Here is a 16,622-nt window from a genome sequence, read left to right as displayed (position 1 = left end):
GGGCCGGAGATCACCACGCCGATGTTCAGCCGCTCTCGGCGCAAGACACCGCCATTATGAAGAAGGTATACAGCGGTGAATGGGCCTGGAAACGCAGGGCAGTAATAGTCGCCCTGGACAACGGGCGGATGGTGGCAGCGTCGATGAATGGCATGCCGCACGGCGCAGGGGCTATACGAGGCAACAATTTTAAAGGACATTTCTGCATTCATTTTCGGGATAGTATGACTCACAGCTCCCGCAGCAGGGATACAGCCCATCAGGTCATGGTATGGAAAGCAGCCGGGGTATTGGAAGAACAACTGACAGGGTTGAATGCCGAACAAATCATAGAGGTGGCTTTGGAGGCCATTGCTCACGAAGATCCCTACATCCTGGAAAAGGTTACCCAGGGTGAAGGAAAAGAACTGTTGTTGCAGGGCCTGCCAACCATCGCCTGGCTGAAGACCCAATCACTGCAACCGATTGATGAACTGCATTTTACCGCCACGGTACAACTGATAAAACGGGGCAATATCAAGTCCGAATCGCGGGTTCTAAATGTGGAAGTAAAACAGGCGCCGCTGCATCTCCTGGTCTCATCCAACTCACTGCTGCCCTTGATGCAGTAAGTATTGAGCGTACGCTTGAACCCGATATTACGGTCGGCCCCGGTGTGTTTAACTAAGGCTCAACCCGTTCATCCAGTTCAACCCAACAGCCGGTTATGGCGCGCAGGCATTTGGGACAAAGAGTGTCAAATCCCATCTCACGGCATATTAAAACACATTCTATGCAGATTGGCTTTAAACATAAGGTGCAGATTTCTATGGTTTCTTCGGCCTGGTGATAAATGCAAGACATGAGAACGCTCCTCCCCAGATATGATTATAGCTGAATCTATGTTGCGGTTGCCATGCAACTCTGAACGCACCGGGAATTTTCCTACCTTTCCCGGTGCAGCATTTCAATAACGGCCTGATCGGTAGGAAAAGCCAGGGCGGGAATTTCATTCAAAGCGAAATAAGCGACCATGTCAAGGTCATCACCTGCCTGAGGCGCGCCTCCAACCACCTCGGCCAGAAACCATATGCCTACAGTATGCCGTTCCGGGTCATGAAAGTTTGACTGCACGGCAAATACCCGGACAATGTCGATTATTAAATTGGTTTCTTCCCTGAATTCCCGCTTTACCCCGTCAAATACGTCCTCATCATACTCTAAATATCCGCACGGAATGCACCACAAACCGCAGTATTTTCCCCCATTTCTGCGCCCCAGCAAAATTTCACCCCGCTGGTTAAATACAATGGCAGCAACGCCTACAATGGGGTTTTCATACAGTATATACGCACACGCTTGGCAGGTAAGACGCGGGTGTTCATCATAATTGCGGTATTTAAGGGCTCCTCCACATAAAGGGCAATAAAAATAGCGTTGTGTTATGGGCTGCGGCTTTTGCTTCACGCGATTGATACCCCTGTTTAGTTGTCCCGGGGCCTAAAAAGCAACCTGCTCGGACCTTTATCGGTATCATCGTTTTCGCATAAAGTCAGCATGGATTCTGGCACGATCAGGACTTTACGATGCTCTTCCATCATTAATAAATACATCGGATCTCCTGGAGCCCTCAACCCTCTTTTGCCGACTATAACACCGGTGCAGTTGTTGTAGAAATGACCTTTTTGAGTGATCATGACCCTATTACCCAACTCCATAAAGCACACCTCTTTCACCGCCGGCAGATGCCAACGGACGTTTTTGGATTCAACCCTTTTCTAATATATTCTGTCGGGTTGATAGCTTACGGCACTCGCTTTTGCCATAATACTTCTTAATTATAATATATTGACAAGCCGATTGTATATCTGTGCCGGTTAGATCTCGCGGCTGATAAGATTAACCCGGCATTAAGCTCGCTGAAAATGAGATAGACTAAAAAAGGGTAGGGGGAGTTTGTGGAGAAATTTACCATCATCCTGAGCTGCGGACATAACGAGGATAGGTCATAAAGAGAATTAACCCGGAACATTTGCAGGCCATGGTAAAATGAAATGCATAAGTAAGGGGTCGTATTCCCAACTCCCGGGGTTAGTAGTTGAGGAAATCGAGAAGGATTCGCCCGGACGAAGCCGGAGGCGCAGCCCTGTCATATGATGCCTTTTGGGGCTATCCCAAATTTGTTTAGGTATCTAAACAAAAGAGTTTATAACCTGTTTTGCCGTCAGTGTACCAGTTAGGCCAGGGAGAATTCCAGTAAAATATTTTCGAAAATCTGGGCTACCGGCAAGATGCTTTTGATCTTGTATACATTGGCGCCAGAAAAAACCACACCCTCTTCCACCCGGCCATTACGGGCATTCAACAGGGCATCTTTAATGCAGTAATCACCTGAGCAATGGCGCAGGCAGGCTTCGCACTCTTCGGACATGGGAGCATCACCTGCTGCAATAAGATCGGTAAAGGTATTCTTAATAGCGCGTCCGGGCAGTCCTACCGGGCTCTTGATAATAATGACATCTTCCTGGCGGGCATTCAAGTAGACTTGTTTATACTCATCAGCCACGTCGCATTCCTCGCTGAGCAGAAAACGGGTGGCTATCTGCACGCCGTCAGCCCCCAGGCGGACCATCTCGGCCATATCGTATCCGTCGGTGATGCCGCCGGCAGCGATCACCGGAATTTTAACGGCCTGCTTGATTTCCGGCAATATCTCCTTGATGGAACGGTCCGTACCCAGATGCCCCCCGGCTTCACAACCTTCGGCTACCACGGCAGCGGCCCCGGATTTTTCCGCCAGGACAGCTGCACGGCTGGAAGATACAATCGAAACCACCGGCGTCTGAGATTCTTTGCACCAGTTAAAAATCTCTCTGGAGAAGCCAGCCCCGGTAAAAATAACATCTATATGCTCGTTGATCGCGGTTTTGACCAGCTGCATAAATTCTCGGGCCGCGTACATGATATTCACGCCGATAATGCCTTGATTCTGGCTCAGTGCGCGGGCTGTACGGATCTGATCACGAAGATCGTCCAAACTTACGCCGGTTCCGCCGATCACGCCAATACCGCCGCAACGGGCCACGGCAGCCGCCAGTGACGCAGTTGATACCCTGATAGACATACCTCCTTGAATAATGGGAAAACGGGGTTTAAGGTTGCCTATTTTTAACTCCGGGAGCTGCACTATGAACCCTCCTAATCGATATTACTATAACTAGAATATTACACCATAAAATAAGCAAACATGCAATTTCTAAAAATTTCGTTATTTATGTTGTCAAAAGCACTATTGGCCGATAAACCAAATCCCATGAGAGAAAAGGAATTAAATGTCAAAAATAAGGCAATAATGGAATTGTTATTGACTTTCATCAATAATATTGGTTTAATAACCTCAACGTCCATGTGCACGAAAATGTGTACATATTATTTTGGGCTAATATCTAAATGAGGTGGTTTCAGCAGTGAGAGCTCAAATCCTTAGTGTGGGGCACGCCCTGCCAGAACGCCGGCTTACCAATCAAGAACTGGAGCAAATGGTGGACACCTCTGATGAGTGGATTATTGAGCGCAGTGGTATTCGTGAAAGAAGAATTGCCGATCAACAAACCAAATGTTCCGACTTAGCATATCAGGCTTCCAAAATGGCCCTGGAGAGGGCCGGACTCTCCGCTCAGCAATTGGACTTGATCATCGTGGCCACTGCCACTCCGGATATGTTCTTTCCCTCTACTGCCTGCATAGTACAGGATCTTCTGGGGGCCACCAATGCGGCTGCATTTGACCTCTCAGCCGGCTGCACGGGTTTTGTTTATGCCCTGGACGTGGCTCACAAATATCTGCTGTCAGAGGATTATCAGCATGTTCTGGTTATTGGCGCTGAAACGCTGTCGCGCATTCTTGACTACCGGGACCGCAATACCTGTGTCCTCTTTGGAGATGGGGCCGGTGCGGCAGTTATGGGAAAAGGAACCTCTGATTATGGCATTTTGAGTTCCATCTTGGGCGCTGACGGCAGCGGCGGGAAATTCCTTAACTTGCCCGCCGGAGGATCGGCCATGCCCGCTTCTCCGGAAACCATACAAAACCGGCTGCATTATTTAAAAATGAATGGACCCGAGGTGTTTCGCTTCGCCACCCGCATAACCTCGGAGATCAGCACCAGAGTGCTGGAAAAAGCGGGTTTTGCCTACAGTGATGTGGATCTATTTGTTCCGCACCAGGCCAACATGCGCATAATAAAAACCGCTATGAAGAGAATGAATATTCCTGCCGAAAAAACCTTGATTAATCTGGATATGTATGGCAATACATCTGCTGCCTGTATTCCCATAGGTCTGTCCCTGGCGCAAGAGGAAGGCCGTTTAAAAGCCGGAGACTTGGTCTTGATGGTCGCTTTTGGGGCCGGCCTGACCTTTGGTGGTGTATTGCTGCGTTGGGGGAGGGGTTAATATTAATATGTTTGCGAATAGAGTAACCGCGCTGTTAGGGATTCAGTACCCTATCCTGCAGGGGGCTATGGCATGGATTGCCGGGGGGGGACTGGCGGGAGCTGTGTCCCAGGCCGGGGGCCTGGGAGTGATTGGGGCTGGCGACGCTGATCGAGCCTGGGTGGAAAAAGAAATCCGCAAGGTAAGAGAGGCTACCGATCGTCCCTTCGGGATAAATTTGATGATGACTTCGCCTCATATCGACGATGTAGTCGATTTAGTGATTTCTTCAGGGGTAAATGTCGTCACAACCGGAGGAGGAAATCCTGGGCGTTATATGGAAGCACTCAAAGGTGCCGGTATAAAAGTATTGCCGGTGGTGGCTTCGCTGGCTTTGGCCAAACGCCTGAGCCGCCTGGGTGCGGATGCCCTGGTTGTAGAAGGCATGGAATCAGGCGGGCATGTGGGGGAAATGACCACTATGTGCATTGTCCCTATGGTAGTTGATGCTGTGGATATTCCGGTCATTGCGGCCGGGGGAATAGCTGACGGCCGGGGATATATGGCTGCCATGGCTCTAGGCGCTGAAGGGGTTCAGATTGGAACCCGCTTTATCTGCGCTGCCGAATGTGACGTTCATGCCGCATATCAGCAAAAAGTGATACAAAGCCGGGACCGGGCCACTGTTGTATGCGGCGCCAAGACCGGTCATCCGGTCCGGGCTATACATAACCGGTTCACCCGCCAGTATTTGCAGGCCGAGGAATCAGGAGCCACCAAGGAATTCCTGCAAGAACTGGGACGGGGGCGCTATCCCGCCGCAGCCGTAAAGGGTGAAGTGGACGAAGGCAGTATTCTGGCGGGACAGATTTGCGGATTAATCAATCGTGTTCAACCGGCTGCCGAGATTATCAAAGACCTGGTTGAGGACGCCCGTAGGGTGCAGAAACGATTGGGGGAATAACATGGCAACCTTAGCATTTGTGTTTCCCGGTCAGGGCGCACAGCAGGTGGGGATGGGCAAAGACCTTTATGAAAATTTTGAGTCAGCCAGAATGGTATTTCAACAGGCTGACGCGGCGGCAGGTTATGATCTTGGCCGGCTTTGTTTTGAGGGGCCCCTCGATAAGCTGAATCAAACCGAATTTGCCCAACCTGCGCTTTTGGCCAGCAGTGTGGCTGCTGGTGAGGTGCTTAAAGAGCAGGGTATTGAAGCGGTAATTATGGCCGGCTTGAGCCTGGGAGAATACTCCGCCCTGGTTTGTGCACAGGCTTTATCTTTACAAGAGGCCATACCCCTGGTGCAGCGCCGCGCCAGGTTGATGCAGGCGGCGGTACCGGCGGGGGAAGGCGCCATGGCGGCGGTCCTGGGATTGGATGATCAGGCTGTGCAAACAGCCTGCGCAGCGGATCAAGGTATTGTGGCTATTGCCAATTACAACTGCCCGGGCCAGTATGTTATATCCGGCGGCAGTGAAGCGGTGCAAAGGGTATCGGTACGACTGAAAGAATCCGGGGGCAGAGTGATGCCCCTGGCAGTTAGTGTGCCGTCCCATAGCGAGTTGATGAAACCGGCTGCTGAGGAATTGCGGCCTTATTTAGAAGCTATAGACTGGATAGAACCGATGGTGCCGGTAGTCAGCAATGTAAACGCTACCGCCAATCCAGCCTCGCGATTCGTGGATTTACTGGTTAGACAGCTTTATTCTCCGGTTAGATGGGAACAGAGTGTACGCTATATGATGAACCTGGCTGATTACTTCGTAGAAGTAGGTCCGGGCAGCACCCTGTCGGGATTGATCAAAAAGATCGATAAAAACCGGCTGCTGGGCCAGGTGAATGATGTGAAAAGCCTGGAAAAAGTAATAGAGAAGGTGAAGACCATATGAGTTCTAGAGTTGCACTGATAACCGGCAGTTCCCGGGGTATAGGCAAAGCGATCGCCCTGGCCCTGGCTGCAGACGGCTGCCAGATCGCGGTTAATTATTATGAAAGCGGCCAGGCGGATGCTGAAGTCAATGCCTCCAATCTCCGGGATGCCGAGGCGGTCGCCGGGGAGATTGAAGCCCTGGGCAGCAAGGCGGTAGTATTGGGCGCTGATGTCTCGTCTTCGCAGTCGGCCCAAGAACTGGTCGATCAGACTGTCAAAGTCCTGGGGCAGATCGATATTCTGGTCAACAACGCGGGAATCAATAGAGACAACCTGCTGCTGCGCATCAGTGATGAAGAATGGGATCAGGTGCTGAAAACCAATTTAAATGCAGCCTTTTATTGCAGCCGGGCTGCGGTTAAACATATGGTTAGAAAGCGCTACGGCAGAATCGTGAGCATATCTTCGGTAGTGGGCGTCGGCGGCAATGCCGGGCAGGCCCACTATGCGGCTTCAAAATCGGGACTCCTTGGGTTCACCTATTCGTTGGCCAAAGAATATGGCCGGCGCGGTATAACTGCCAATGTGGTGGCGCCAGGCTATATTCAGAGCGATATGACCGCCCGGCTGAACGCTGAACAGACTGCCCGGATAGCGGATAATATTGTTCTGGGGCGGCTGGGAACCCCGGAGGATGTTGCAGGAGTGGTAGCTTTTCTGGTATCATCCAGAGCAGATTATCTTACCGGGCAGCTGCTCCGGGTCGACGGCGGTCTGGGAGGCCTATAAAATTAAATTGAATTCAAATTGGTTCGTGGTCTCGAACCATTCAGTCTGTTCAATAAAAGGAGGATGTAAGCCATGTCAGTTTTTGAAGAACTCAAGAAGATTATTGTTGAAATCAAGGATATCCCGGAGGAGCAGATTACTCTGGAATCCAGCTTTGCGGACGATCTGGAGGCAGACTCGCTGGACATCGTAGAAATGCTAATGCTCTTGGAAGAGAAGTTTGACATTCAGATTCCGGAAGACGCCGCGGAAAAGATGAAAACCGTACAGGATGTGGTCGAGTACGTTGAGGCTAAATTGTAGCAGATAGTTAAGAATAGGGGTGATGGGATGCCGGAACGCAGGGTAGTAATAACCGGTTTGGGGGTGGTGTCGCCGGTCGGTCTTGATAAGGATGAATTCTGGAGCAACCTCCTGGCTGGGAAAAGTGGCATTGGCCTGATCGATCGCTTTGACGTCAGCCAGTTCCCCACCAGGATAGCTGCGCAGGTGCGGAACTTTGACGTGCAAAAATATATCCCCCGTAAAGATGCCCGGCGTATGGATTTGTTTGTGCAATACGCTTGTGCTGCCGCCAAACAGGCAGTCCTTGATGCGGCGCTAGATTTTTCAATCGTTGACCGGCAACGGGTAGGTGTATGGGTAGGGTCAGGAATAGGCGGCATCGAAACCCTGGAACAACAACATAACGTTTTGCTTAAACGGGGTGTAGCCGGTGTCAATCCCTTTTTTATTCCCATGATGATAGCTAACATGGCTTCTGGACAGGTATCTATTTTGTTCGGTGTGCACGGACCCAATGGGTGCACTGTTACTGCGTGTGCTTCTGGAACTAATTCCATCGGTGAGGCTCTGGGATTTATCCGCCGGGGCGAAGCCGAGGTGATGATTGCCGGCGGAGCGGAAGCAGCTGTTACGCCTATATCCATTGCAGGCTTCTGTGCCGCCAAGGCCTTATCGACCCGAAATGATGAGCCTGACAAGGCCTGCCGTCCTTTTGATGCAGAGCGGGGCGGTTTTGTAATGGGGGAAGGCTCGGGGATCGTTATCCTGGAGGAGATGGAGCATGCTAAACAACGCGGCGCCCATATTTATGCTGAATTGATAGGTTATGGAGCCAGCGGGGACGCGGTTCACGTAGTACAGCCCGATCCGGACGGGAAAGGCGCAGCCCTGGCCTTTAAGAATGCCTTGACTGACGCCGGTATAGAGCCGGAGCAAGTAGATTACATCAACGCCCATGGAACCGGAACTGATTTAAATGATCAGATGGAGACCAAGGCCATCAAGGCGATTTTCGGCCAGCATGCCTACAACCTCAGTGTCAGTTCCATAAAAGCTGCTACCGGCCATATGCTTGGAGCGGCCGGTGCGGTGGAGCTAATCGCCACGGTGTTGTCATTGCAGAATAATATCATACCGCCGACCTTAAACCTGGAAAATCCTGATCCTGACTGTGATCTGGACTATACCCCTCTGGTGGCCAGATCCAAACCGCTGTCGGTGGCTCTGTCTGATTCACTGGGCTTCGGGGGCCACAACGCAGCTCTGTTAGTGAGAAAGGTATAGCTTTATGACCGTGAATATTAATGTGGATGAAATTATGAAAATTATTCCCCACCGCCATCCCTTTTTGATGGTGGATCGCCTGATAGAACTGTCCCCCGGGGAAAAAGCGGTGGGCATTAAGAACCTGACCATCAATGAACAGTTTTTTGCCGGCCATTTTCCCGGCAAACCAGTTATGCCCGGGGTTCTGATGATCGAAGCCATGGCCCAGGTGGGGGCTTGCGCCCTGTTGTCTCAGCCGGAATACCAAGGCCAGATCGCTATGTTTGCCGGGGTGGACCGCATCCGTTTCAAACGCTCCGCCCTCCCCGGAGAGACCTTGTTGATCAGCACTGAACTCACCGCTATCAAGGGAAGCATTGGCAAGGGCAAAGGAAAGATAACTATTGATGGGGAGACAGTCTGCAGTGGGGAGTTTATGTTTGCGCTGGTGAAGGACCAGGAGTGAACCGGAGGAGTATATGTTAAAACGTTCATTTGGAAAAACCAAATATATACCTGTTCCTCAGGATGCCTTGCCGTACAGACCGGCAAAGCCGGGGCAGGCAGTCTGCCCGCAGTGCACTTCCGGTATATCTGAGGAGGAGATGCAGGAAAATTTCAAGGTCTGCCCGTTTTGCCGGCACCATTTTCCTATGAATGCTCATGAACGATTAAGCTGGATTGCGGAAGCCGGCAGTTTTGAGGAATGGGATACCGGCCTCAGTTCTTACAACCCCTTGGAATTCCCGGGATATGATGAAAAATTAGCTGACGCCCGGGAAAAGACCGGCCTTCAAGAGGCCATTATCACCGGGGTGGCCAGGGTGCAGGGATACCAGGTGGTTCTGGGAATAATGGACTCGCGTTTTCTGATGGGAAGCATGGGATCAGTAGTAGGGGAGAAAATCAGCCGGGCTATTGAAAAGGCCATGGAGCTGGGCTGCCCGTTCATTACCTTTGCGGTGGCCGGCGGTGCTCGCATGCAAGAAGGCATGCTTTCCTTGATGCAGATGGCTAAAACCAGCGCGGCTCTGGAAAGGTTCCACAAGCGGGGACTGCTCTATATCTCGGTAATGACCCACCCCACAGTCGGGGGAGTGCCAGCCAGTTTTGCAGGTCTGGGCGACATCATCATCGGTGAGCCCGGTGCTTTAATCGGGTTTACCGGACCGCGTGTGATTGAGCAGACCTTGGGGCAGCGTCTGCCGGAAAGGTTTCAGCGCGCCGAATTCCAACTGGAACACGGCATGCTCGATCTGGTAGTGGATCGAGCGGAATTGCCCGCTGTGATCGGGCAGATCCTAAGGCTTCACCTGGGAGGTAACCATGGTTAAAAGACAGTTTGATTATGAAGACAAATATGAGAATATTCAGGATAAAATCAAGGAACTGGTGGAATTATCGGGCAGTTTGGACTTCGATTTAAGCGGTGAGATCAAGGTATTGGAAAGTAAATTACAAGCCATCCGGGATCAAAAATACCAGAACCTCACTCCCTGGGAAAAAATACTTCTGGCCCGTAATCCAGAGAGGCCCACTACCATACAGTATCTTGACAATATTTGTGATGAGTGGATTGAACTGCACGGCGATCGGCTCTATGGGGACGATCATGCTGTCGTAGGCGGAATCGGCGCCTTTAACGGCATGCCGGTGACGGTGATTGGCCATCAGCGCGGTAAGGACACCAATGAAAATATCAAACGCAATTTCGGTATGCCACATCCGGAGGGATACCGTAAAGTACATCGTTTGCTGGTGCAGGCTGAAAAATTCGGGCGGCCGATATTAACCTTCATCGATACTCAGGGGGCTTATCCAGGCGCCGGTGCTGAAGAACGCGGTCAGCCTGTGGCTATTGCTCAGGATCTCATGTTATTATCCGGGCTGAGTGTACCGATTATATCAACGGTTATAGGCGAAGGCGGCAGCGGCGGGGCACTGGCTCTAGGGGTGTGTGACCGCCTGATCATGCTTTCCAACTCGGTTTTTTCAGTAGCTTCAGCTGAAACTTGCGCTTCTATTCTGGCCAAAGATGCTAATCAGGCCGAGGGAATGGCCGGTGCCTTGAGATTGACCGCTTTCGACCTGAAAGATCTCGACATCGTTGACGAAATTGTGCCTGAACCCATTGGCGGAGCCCACACCGATCCTCAAGAAACCATAGCCAGGGTTAAAGAAGCCATAGCCAGAAATCTCTATGAGGTGATGGAAAAGGGCGGTAATCTTCCTGAACAGCGCTATCAGCGGCTGCGCTCCATCGGGCGCTATAACATTAAATAGCACATACAGGGGCACGTGGGGACGGTTCTTTTGCCTGCCGGGGCAGGCAAAAGAACCGTCCCCATGCCTGTTTGACTCAAAAAAGACTCGAGGAAAAGATCCCCGTGTGTCATATAGGGGCCGGGCTTGGGTGATACTAGAAAAGAAAAGGTTTATAATGGATAACATAACCATGAACGCAAAAATTACCGCGATAAGGAGGATGGCAGTGAACCATAGCCCGAAAAGAGATGAAATAGAGGCTCGCTTCAAATGGAACCTTCAAGACATCTATAATGATGATGCCGCCTGGGAAAATGATTATGAGCAGATGAAAACCATGCTGCTCAAAGCTGCGCAGTTACAGGGGACTCTGGGGCAATCGGGCCCGCAGCTTTTGAGCGCTCTTCAGCAGATAGAATCGATCGACCGCCGGGGAGAGAAATTGGTGGTTTACGCCAAGATGCGCCGTGATGAGAATAATGCCGATAATCGTTATCAAGCCCTGTATGATCGTGCGGAAACCCTGATGATCGAAGCCGGCAGCACTATGTCTTTCGTAACCCCTGAATTGACTGAAATTTCGCAAGAAATCCTGAACCAATTCATGGAAGAATGCGAAGACTTGAAGCTATACCGGCATATGTTTGATGAGATTTTCCGGCAAAAGGAGCATGTGCTCTCCCAGCCCGAGGAAAAGATCCTGGCCCAAAGCGCCGATCTGTCCCTGGCAGCCGGCAACATATTTACAATGCTTAACAACGCGGATATCAAATTTGGAATGATCCGGGATGAAAACGGTCAGGAAGTGGAACTCACCAAAGGGCGCTATGGCCGGTTCATGGAAAGCCATGACCGCCGGGTGCGCGAAGAGGCCTTTCACGCTCTTTACAGCGCTTACGGAAAGCTGGAAAACACCCTGGCTTCATCTCTGTCAGCCAGTGTCAAAAAAGACGTCTTCTATGCCCGGGTCCGCAAATACCCCTCAGCCCTGCATGCCTCTCTCCAACAGGACAATGTTGAAGTTGAGGTCTATGATCGCCTGATTGAGTCGGTACACAGTTATATGAACGATATGTACCGCTATTTGAAACTGCGCCGGCAGATTCTAAACCTGGATGAACTGCACATGTACGATATTTATGTTCCTCTGGTGAAGGAATACCAGGCGGAAGTCCCCTATGATAAAGCCCGGGAGCAGGTTTTAGAAGCCCTACAGCCACTGGGTGAGGAATACCTCAGTATTTTAAAAAGCGGTTTTACCAGGGGATGGATAGATGTTTATGAAAACCAGGGCAAAACCAGCGGCGCTTATTCCTGGGGATGCTACGATACCCATCCCTATGTCCTGCTGAATTATGATAACAAATTAGACGATGTTTTCACCCTGGCTCATGAGATGGGACATGCCCTGCACAGTTTTTACTCCAACCGCCATCAGCCCTATGTATACAGTCAGTACACCATTTTCCTGGCCGAGGTGGCTTCGACCGTCAATGAATCGCTGTTGATCGACTATCTGCTCAAACGCAGCAACAGCCGTGAGGAGCGCATTTATCTGATAAACCATTATCTGGAGCAGTTCCGCGGCACCGTATACCGCCAGACCATGTTCGCTGAATACGAAAAGATCATCCATGAAATGGTTGAACAGGGCAAGCCCCTGACCACCGAGGCATTGAAAAGCAGCTATCTGGATCTCAACCGGCTCTACTACGGCCCCGACGTGGTGATGGATGAAGACATCAAAATGGAGTGGGCTCGAATTCCTCATTTTTATTCAGCCTTTTATGTGTACAAATATGCCACCGGCTTTTCCGCCGCCACCGCCATCAAGGAACAGATCCAGAATGAAGGGGAGGCCGCTGTCAAACGCTATTTGGAGTTTCTCAAGTCGGGTTCATCAGATTATCCGGTAGAGCTGCTTAAAAAGGCCGGGGTGGATATGACTTCGCCCAAGCCGGTTCAATCCGCGTTGGATTATTTTGGCCGCCTGGTGTCCGAACTCGAAACGGCAGTCTCCGGCTGATCCCAATCGTTTGAGACCGCCAAATCCAGGTAATAAATGATCCCGGGCGGTCTTATTTTATTGCCTGGACTGGCGGTAAAAAGGCAAGCCGCTATCAAAAAATATAGGTTATGCGGAATACTCTCCCAAACCGGCTCCGGCCGGTTTTGTCTTGCAAATACTTTCATATTCGGCTTATTAAATGCACATAATGATTGCAGGATGCCAACTTTTAGTGCACGGTAAGGAGGAACATGTCTTGACTCAATTGACTGTACTGAAATGCGAAGAAGCATTTGATCAGAGCATAGCCAGAGTCACCCCCCGTTTGAAGGAGATGGGAAGTTATGATCTGGTCATCGGCATACCTTTTCATGAGGAGAAGGAGCAGTTCCTGGCCTTATTGCATTCGGTTGATCAGATCCTCACTTCATGGATAGGCAAGCGGCAACTGCTGTTAATGGTGGGCGATCATACGGCTATTGACTTCCTGGACGACATTGCAGAATTGGAACTTAAACACCCGCATTTAGAATTTGTATTGCCCGGCCACTGCAGCGGAAGAGGTTCTAGTATCCGTGCCATTATTGAGATCAGCAAGCGCCTGGAAGCCGATTTGATCTTATTCAGCGCCAATATGATCACCTCCCAGGGACCAGGCATTCAGGGAGACTGGTTAGAAAGCCTGTTAAATCCCATTCAAGGGCCCTACGACATGGTAGTGGGAAGCATGAGGCGTCATATGGGTATTGACAGTATCGCCCATATGCTGGCTTCACCGGTGATCGAAACTTTTTACGGCTTTCGCATGACTGATCCTTTAGGCGGCATTTATGCCATTAGCCATGATCTGGTGGAAGATTTGGCCCATGAAGCTATGTTCTGGGGGGAGGGCATTTATGGTTACGGAATAGATTTCTGGCTGATCACCCGAGCCTTATGCTGGAATAAGGTTATCTGCGAAGTCAGCCTGAATGGCGATGTCAAACCTGCCTCCCTGCAAAAACGCAACCGGGTATTCAGGGATACTGCCCAGATCGTATTTGAAGCCGCTAATCGCGACACGGCCGTCTGGGTGCAGGACCGCCTGGTGGTCAAGGTGGCCGACATCCTGGCCAACAGCGATATAAAACGTCCCGACCTGGGATATCATGATGTGGATGAACTCCTGGACAGCTTTCATGAAGGACTGAGGCTTTATTATGATTTAATGACCAATCTCTTCAGTTATGAACTGGTTCAGCAGATCACCGGGCTGAATGAGGAGAGCTTCAATCTGGACAATGACCTGTGGGTGAAGATAATGACCGAACTGACTATAGCCTACAGTTTAGATGAGGCCAATCGGGTTCAGGTCTTGGACTTATTGACCGCTTTATATAATGGCCGTGTAGCCAGTTATGTTCTGCAGATGCAGCAGTTTAAGGCTTTATTCCCGCAACTGGAGTGCAGCGAACAGGATGCTTTGCTGGTTTCCAAAATGGATTCTATAAGACGGCAATTGACCGACGAATTGCTCTGCTGCAAACCTGAATTCACCCGGCGCTGGATGAGCAAAAAGGAACAGGTCAAACCGGCCCTCATTCCACTGGGGTACATGGAATACGTGCCTGGCAAGCCCCTGGTTATTCCCAAAAAAATCCGGGGCAAAGACGGCCGTATAGTACAGACCGACAATATTTTTAGAAACCTGCGCAAGAGCTATAATGAAGAATTTGCCAAGTTTATCGGCGCAGGGCTGGGATTGCCGGTCAAAGGAAAAGCCCTTGACCTGATAGGCGGGGTGGAGCATTTCATGGAGCAGCTGGAGCAGGCGGCCGATAAAGTCATGCCCGGCGATCTCAGCAGCAGCAAAGGCCTGAGCGAGTTTGTCTCCAATATGCTCAACCTGGTAGAAAGCAAGCCGATATTTACTGTGCATATTGACAAGATCAGAGAGATGCTGGTCAGGTTTCCCCCGATCAATCTCATGATACCTTTGGGATACTACAAACCGGAACAGTTGATCGAAATGGTCGATCCCCGCGACGCCGTAACCTATGCCAATCTCATAGAAGATCGCTCCTATACCGACCGGGATGTAAACTGGCTAGCCGAGACCCTCAAACCCGAGAACTTTGAATGGGTGCCGATTAAAATCCTGATTATGCCGGAACAAATACAATTAGGCATTCTGGGGCGCGGCAAAATTTCCAATGCCAATCATATAACCGGACGCATCACGCTTCGCGCCCTTCAACCCGGGACCGGAGGCAAGTATCCCAAACTGAGATACCTCACTAGCATATTGCGCCGCCTGGCAGTTGCCGAACATTATTCTCAACTCTTTCAGCAAAATGTCGGGGAACGCAAGAATATCGGCGCCAAACTGCGCAATTCACTACAGATTTTGCATAAGGGCGAGGAATTTTCGATACACAATATTTTTGAAAACCATCATCATCGCTGTTTGGTGAACAAAATCAAAGCCCTGGCAGTTAAATTAGAAGAGACTGACCGGCCTGACTATGCCCGCTTATTTCACCTCATGGCTGAAGGGTACGGCCTATCGCAGGTTCTGGAAGAAGGAACTTTTCTTACCTGTACCGCTTGGAGCTGGGCCAGCTATAGTTTTAAAGGCGGGCTAAAGATTCCGGGTACCTGGACTACTACCGTGGAGAACCGCTGGTTTAATCATGATTTCCTGGAAACCCTTTATTCGGAATTAGGGTATGACCCCGAAAACATCATGCAAATTGTTTACCGCATGATTCAGGCCGGAAAGAGCAATCAAAATCTCCTCGATACGCTCTTGCCCACCAGACCCAAAGATGTCACTGTGGTAGTACAGGAGACTACCAACCAGCCCAGTAAAAACCTGGTCCGGCATCCTGCCAATCCGCTCCTGGAGCCCATTGAGGAAAACCCCTGGGAGGCCAAATATGTGTTGAATACCGGGGCTCTGCGCTTCGGGGATAAAGTGTATTTGTTTTATCGCGGGGTTGGTTTAGACGGCATTTCTCACATCGGTTTGGCCATTACCGATGGATATAATGTATTGGAGCGTTTGCCCGAGCCGATTTTCTCGCCTTCTACCCCGGAAGAGCGCATGGGATGCGAGGATCCCAGGTTGGTGGTAGTCGAGAACAAAATCATCATGCTCTATACCGCCTATGACGGTAATTTAGCTCAGATAGCAGCGGCCTCGATAACCCTGGATGATTTCCTGGCTGGCAACTACCGGGCCTGGAATCGAGAGGGGCTGGCATTTAAAAATATCTGGGATAAAGATGCCATTTTGTTCCCCGAAAAGATCGGCGGTAAATATATCGTATATCATCGCATCGAACCCAGCATCTGGGTCACCTACACCAAAGAGATACGCTTCCCGCTGAAGGAAAAACATGCTATCATCCTGGGGCCGCGGCCGGGCCGGATGTGGGATTCCCTGAAGATTGGAGCAGGAGCCCAACCGCTAAAGACCAGGCACGGCTGGCTGCTTATTTATCACGGGGTTGACTACAATTATGTGTATAGTCTGGGGGTTTTGCTGGTCGATCTGAATGACCCTCAAAGGGTGATCTACCGCTCGCCCAACCCGATATTACAGCCTGAGGAAGATTATGAGATCGGTTTGAGCGGAGCCTGGGTGCCGAATGTGGTGTTTACCTGCGGCGCAGTAAGCGATTCGGAAAAGGATATACTGGATGATGATGACCTGGTCATGGTCATCCAGTATATCCTTTTCCGA

General features: G+C 50.6%; 15 protein-coding genes and 1 pseudogene. 12 read left to right on the top strand and 4 right to left on the bottom strand.

What is annotated here, in order from left to right; genetic code table 11:
• Window positions 1–611, top strand: a pseudogene (locus B2633_RS14800) (hypothetical protein); the annotation flags it as partial.
• Window positions 612–663: 52 nt separating this feature from the next.
• Here the strand turns inward: B2633_RS14800 and B2633_RS14795 are convergent.
• From B2633_RS14795 to B2633_RS14780, 4 genes are all read right to left on the bottom strand, one after another.
• Window positions 664–843, bottom strand: a complete 180-nt coding sequence (locus B2633_RS14795) for a hypothetical protein (protein WP_483171486.1) — start codon at window positions 841–843, stop codon at window positions 664–666.
• Between the two features lie 81 nt (window positions 844–924).
• Entirely contained in the window at window positions 925–1,446 is a 522-nt protein-coding gene (locus B2633_RS14790; protein WP_483171485.1) for an NUDIX domain-containing protein, read from the bottom strand.
• Between the two features lie 17 nt (window positions 1,447–1,463).
• Window positions 1,464–1,697 (bottom strand): hypothetical protein, encoded by a 234-nt coding sequence (locus B2633_RS14785; RefSeq protein WP_481040993.1) that lies wholly within the window; start codon window positions 1,695–1,697, stop codon window positions 1,464–1,466.
• 518 nt (window positions 1,698–2,215) lie between these two features.
• The gene (locus tag B2633_RS14780; RefSeq protein ID WP_481040991.1) at window positions 2,216–3,166 is read right to left on the bottom strand and encodes an NAD(P)H-dependent flavin oxidoreductase; all 951 of its coding nucleotides are present in this window, start codon (window positions 3,164–3,166) and stop codon (window positions 2,216–2,218) included.
• A 280-nt stretch (window positions 3,167–3,446) separates the two neighbouring features.
• On the opposite strand from B2633_RS14780, the gene B2633_RS14775 reads away from it, so the two are divergent.
• From B2633_RS14775 to B2633_RS14725, 11 genes are all read left to right on the top strand, one after another.
• Entirely contained in the window at window positions 3,447–4,433 is a 987-nt protein-coding gene (locus B2633_RS14775; RefSeq protein WP_483171484.1) for a beta-ketoacyl-ACP synthase III, read from the top strand.
• 7 nt (window positions 4,434–4,440) lie between these two features.
• Window positions 4,441–5,376, top strand: coding sequence for a nitronate monooxygenase (locus B2633_RS14770; protein ID WP_483171483.1), 936 nt, complete (start codon window positions 4,441–4,443; stop codon window positions 5,374–5,376).
• Between the two features lies 1 nt (window position 5,377).
• On the top strand, window positions 5,378–6,301 hold the full coding sequence (fabD, locus tag B2633_RS14765) for an ACP S-malonyltransferase (RefSeq protein ID WP_483171482.1): 924 nt from the start codon (window positions 5,378–5,380) through the stop codon (window positions 6,299–6,301).
• Complete coding sequence (gene fabG, locus B2633_RS14760; protein ID WP_483171481.1) at window positions 6,298–7,071, top strand: 3-oxoacyl-[acyl-carrier-protein] reductase; 774 nt, start codon at window positions 6,298–6,300, stop codon at window positions 7,069–7,071. The genes fabD and fabG overlap by 4 nt, the downstream gene beginning before the upstream one ends.
• A gap of 72 nt (window positions 7,072–7,143) precedes the next feature.
• Window positions 7,144–7,374, top strand: a complete 231-nt coding sequence (gene acpP, locus B2633_RS14755; protein ID WP_481040981.1) for an acyl carrier protein — start codon at window positions 7,144–7,146, stop codon at window positions 7,372–7,374.
• Between the two features lie 27 nt (window positions 7,375–7,401).
• Window positions 7,402–8,640 (top strand): beta-ketoacyl-ACP synthase II, encoded by a 1,239-nt coding sequence (gene fabF / locus B2633_RS14750; protein ID WP_483171480.1) that lies wholly within the window; start codon window positions 7,402–7,404, stop codon window positions 8,638–8,640.
• Window positions 8,641–8,644: 4 nt separating this feature from the next.
• Complete coding sequence (gene fabZ / locus B2633_RS14745) at window positions 8,645–9,088, top strand: 3-hydroxyacyl-ACP dehydratase FabZ (protein WP_483171479.1); 444 nt, start codon at window positions 8,645–8,647, stop codon at window positions 9,086–9,088.
• Between the two features lie 13 nt (window positions 9,089–9,101).
• The gene (accD, locus tag B2633_RS14740; RefSeq protein ID WP_481040975.1) at window positions 9,102–9,956 is read left to right on the top strand and encodes an acetyl-CoA carboxylase, carboxyltransferase subunit beta; all 855 of its coding nucleotides are present in this window, start codon (window positions 9,102–9,104) and stop codon (window positions 9,954–9,956) included.
• Window positions 9,949–10,905 (top strand): acetyl-CoA carboxylase carboxyltransferase subunit alpha, encoded by a 957-nt coding sequence (locus tag B2633_RS14735; RefSeq protein WP_483171478.1) that lies wholly within the window; start codon window positions 9,949–9,951, stop codon window positions 10,903–10,905. The genes accD and B2633_RS14735 overlap by 8 nt, the downstream gene beginning before the upstream one ends.
• Window positions 10,906–11,107: 202 nt before the next feature.
• The gene (pepF, locus tag B2633_RS14730; RefSeq protein ID WP_483171477.1) at window positions 11,108–12,913 is read left to right on the top strand and encodes an oligoendopeptidase F; all 1,806 of its coding nucleotides are present in this window, start codon (window positions 11,108–11,110) and stop codon (window positions 12,911–12,913) included.
• A 238-nt stretch (window positions 12,914–13,151) separates the two neighbouring features.
• Window positions 13,152–16,622, top strand: a 3,471-nt coding sequence (locus B2633_RS14725; RefSeq protein WP_483171476.1) for a glycoside hydrolase family 130 protein, incomplete at its 3' end; no start/stop codon positions are given.

It is taken from the genome of Syntrophomonas sp. UBA1041, from assembly GCF_002316705.1.
In the GTDB taxonomy this organism is placed as follows: Bacteria; Bacillota; Syntrophomonadia; order Syntrophomonadales; family Syntrophomonadaceae; genus DTU019.
This window is presented reverse-complemented; position numbering and strand designations above follow the sequence as displayed.

Coding starts and splice junctions, on each gene's coding strand:
- fabG (WP_483171481.1), top strand. CDS start 6,298: ATGAGTTCTAGAGTTGCACTGATAACCGGCAGTTCCCGGGGTATAGGC.
- B2633_RS14735 (WP_483171478.1), top strand. CDS start 9,949: ATGGTTAAAAGACAGTTTGATTATGAAGACAAATATGAGAATATTCAG.
- pepF (WP_483171477.1), top strand. CDS start 11,108: ATGGCAGTGAACCATAGCCCGAAAAGAGATGAAATAGAGGCTCGCTTC.
- accD (WP_481040975.1), top strand. CDS start 9,102: ATGTTAAAACGTTCATTTGGAAAAACCAAATATATACCTGTTCCTCAG.
- fabF (WP_483171480.1), top strand. CDS start 7,402: ATGCCGGAACGCAGGGTAGTAATAACCGGTTTGGGGGTGGTGTCGCCG.
- B2633_RS14785 (WP_481040993.1), bottom strand. CDS start 1,697: ATGGAGTTGGGTAATAGGGTCATGATCACTCAAAAAGGTCATTTCTAC.
- fabD (WP_483171482.1), top strand. CDS start 5,378: ATGGCAACCTTAGCATTTGTGTTTCCCGGTCAGGGCGCACAGCAGGTG.
- B2633_RS14795 (WP_483171486.1), bottom strand. CDS start 843: ATGTCTTGCATTTATCACCAGGCCGAAGAAACCATAGAAATCTGCACC.
- acpP (WP_481040981.1), top strand. CDS start 7,144: ATGTCAGTTTTTGAAGAACTCAAGAAGATTATTGTTGAAATCAAGGAT.
- fabZ (WP_483171479.1), top strand. CDS start 8,645: ATGACCGTGAATATTAATGTGGATGAAATTATGAAAATTATTCCCCAC.
- B2633_RS14770 (WP_483171483.1), top strand. CDS start 4,441: ATGTTTGCGAATAGAGTAACCGCGCTGTTAGGGATTCAGTACCCTATC.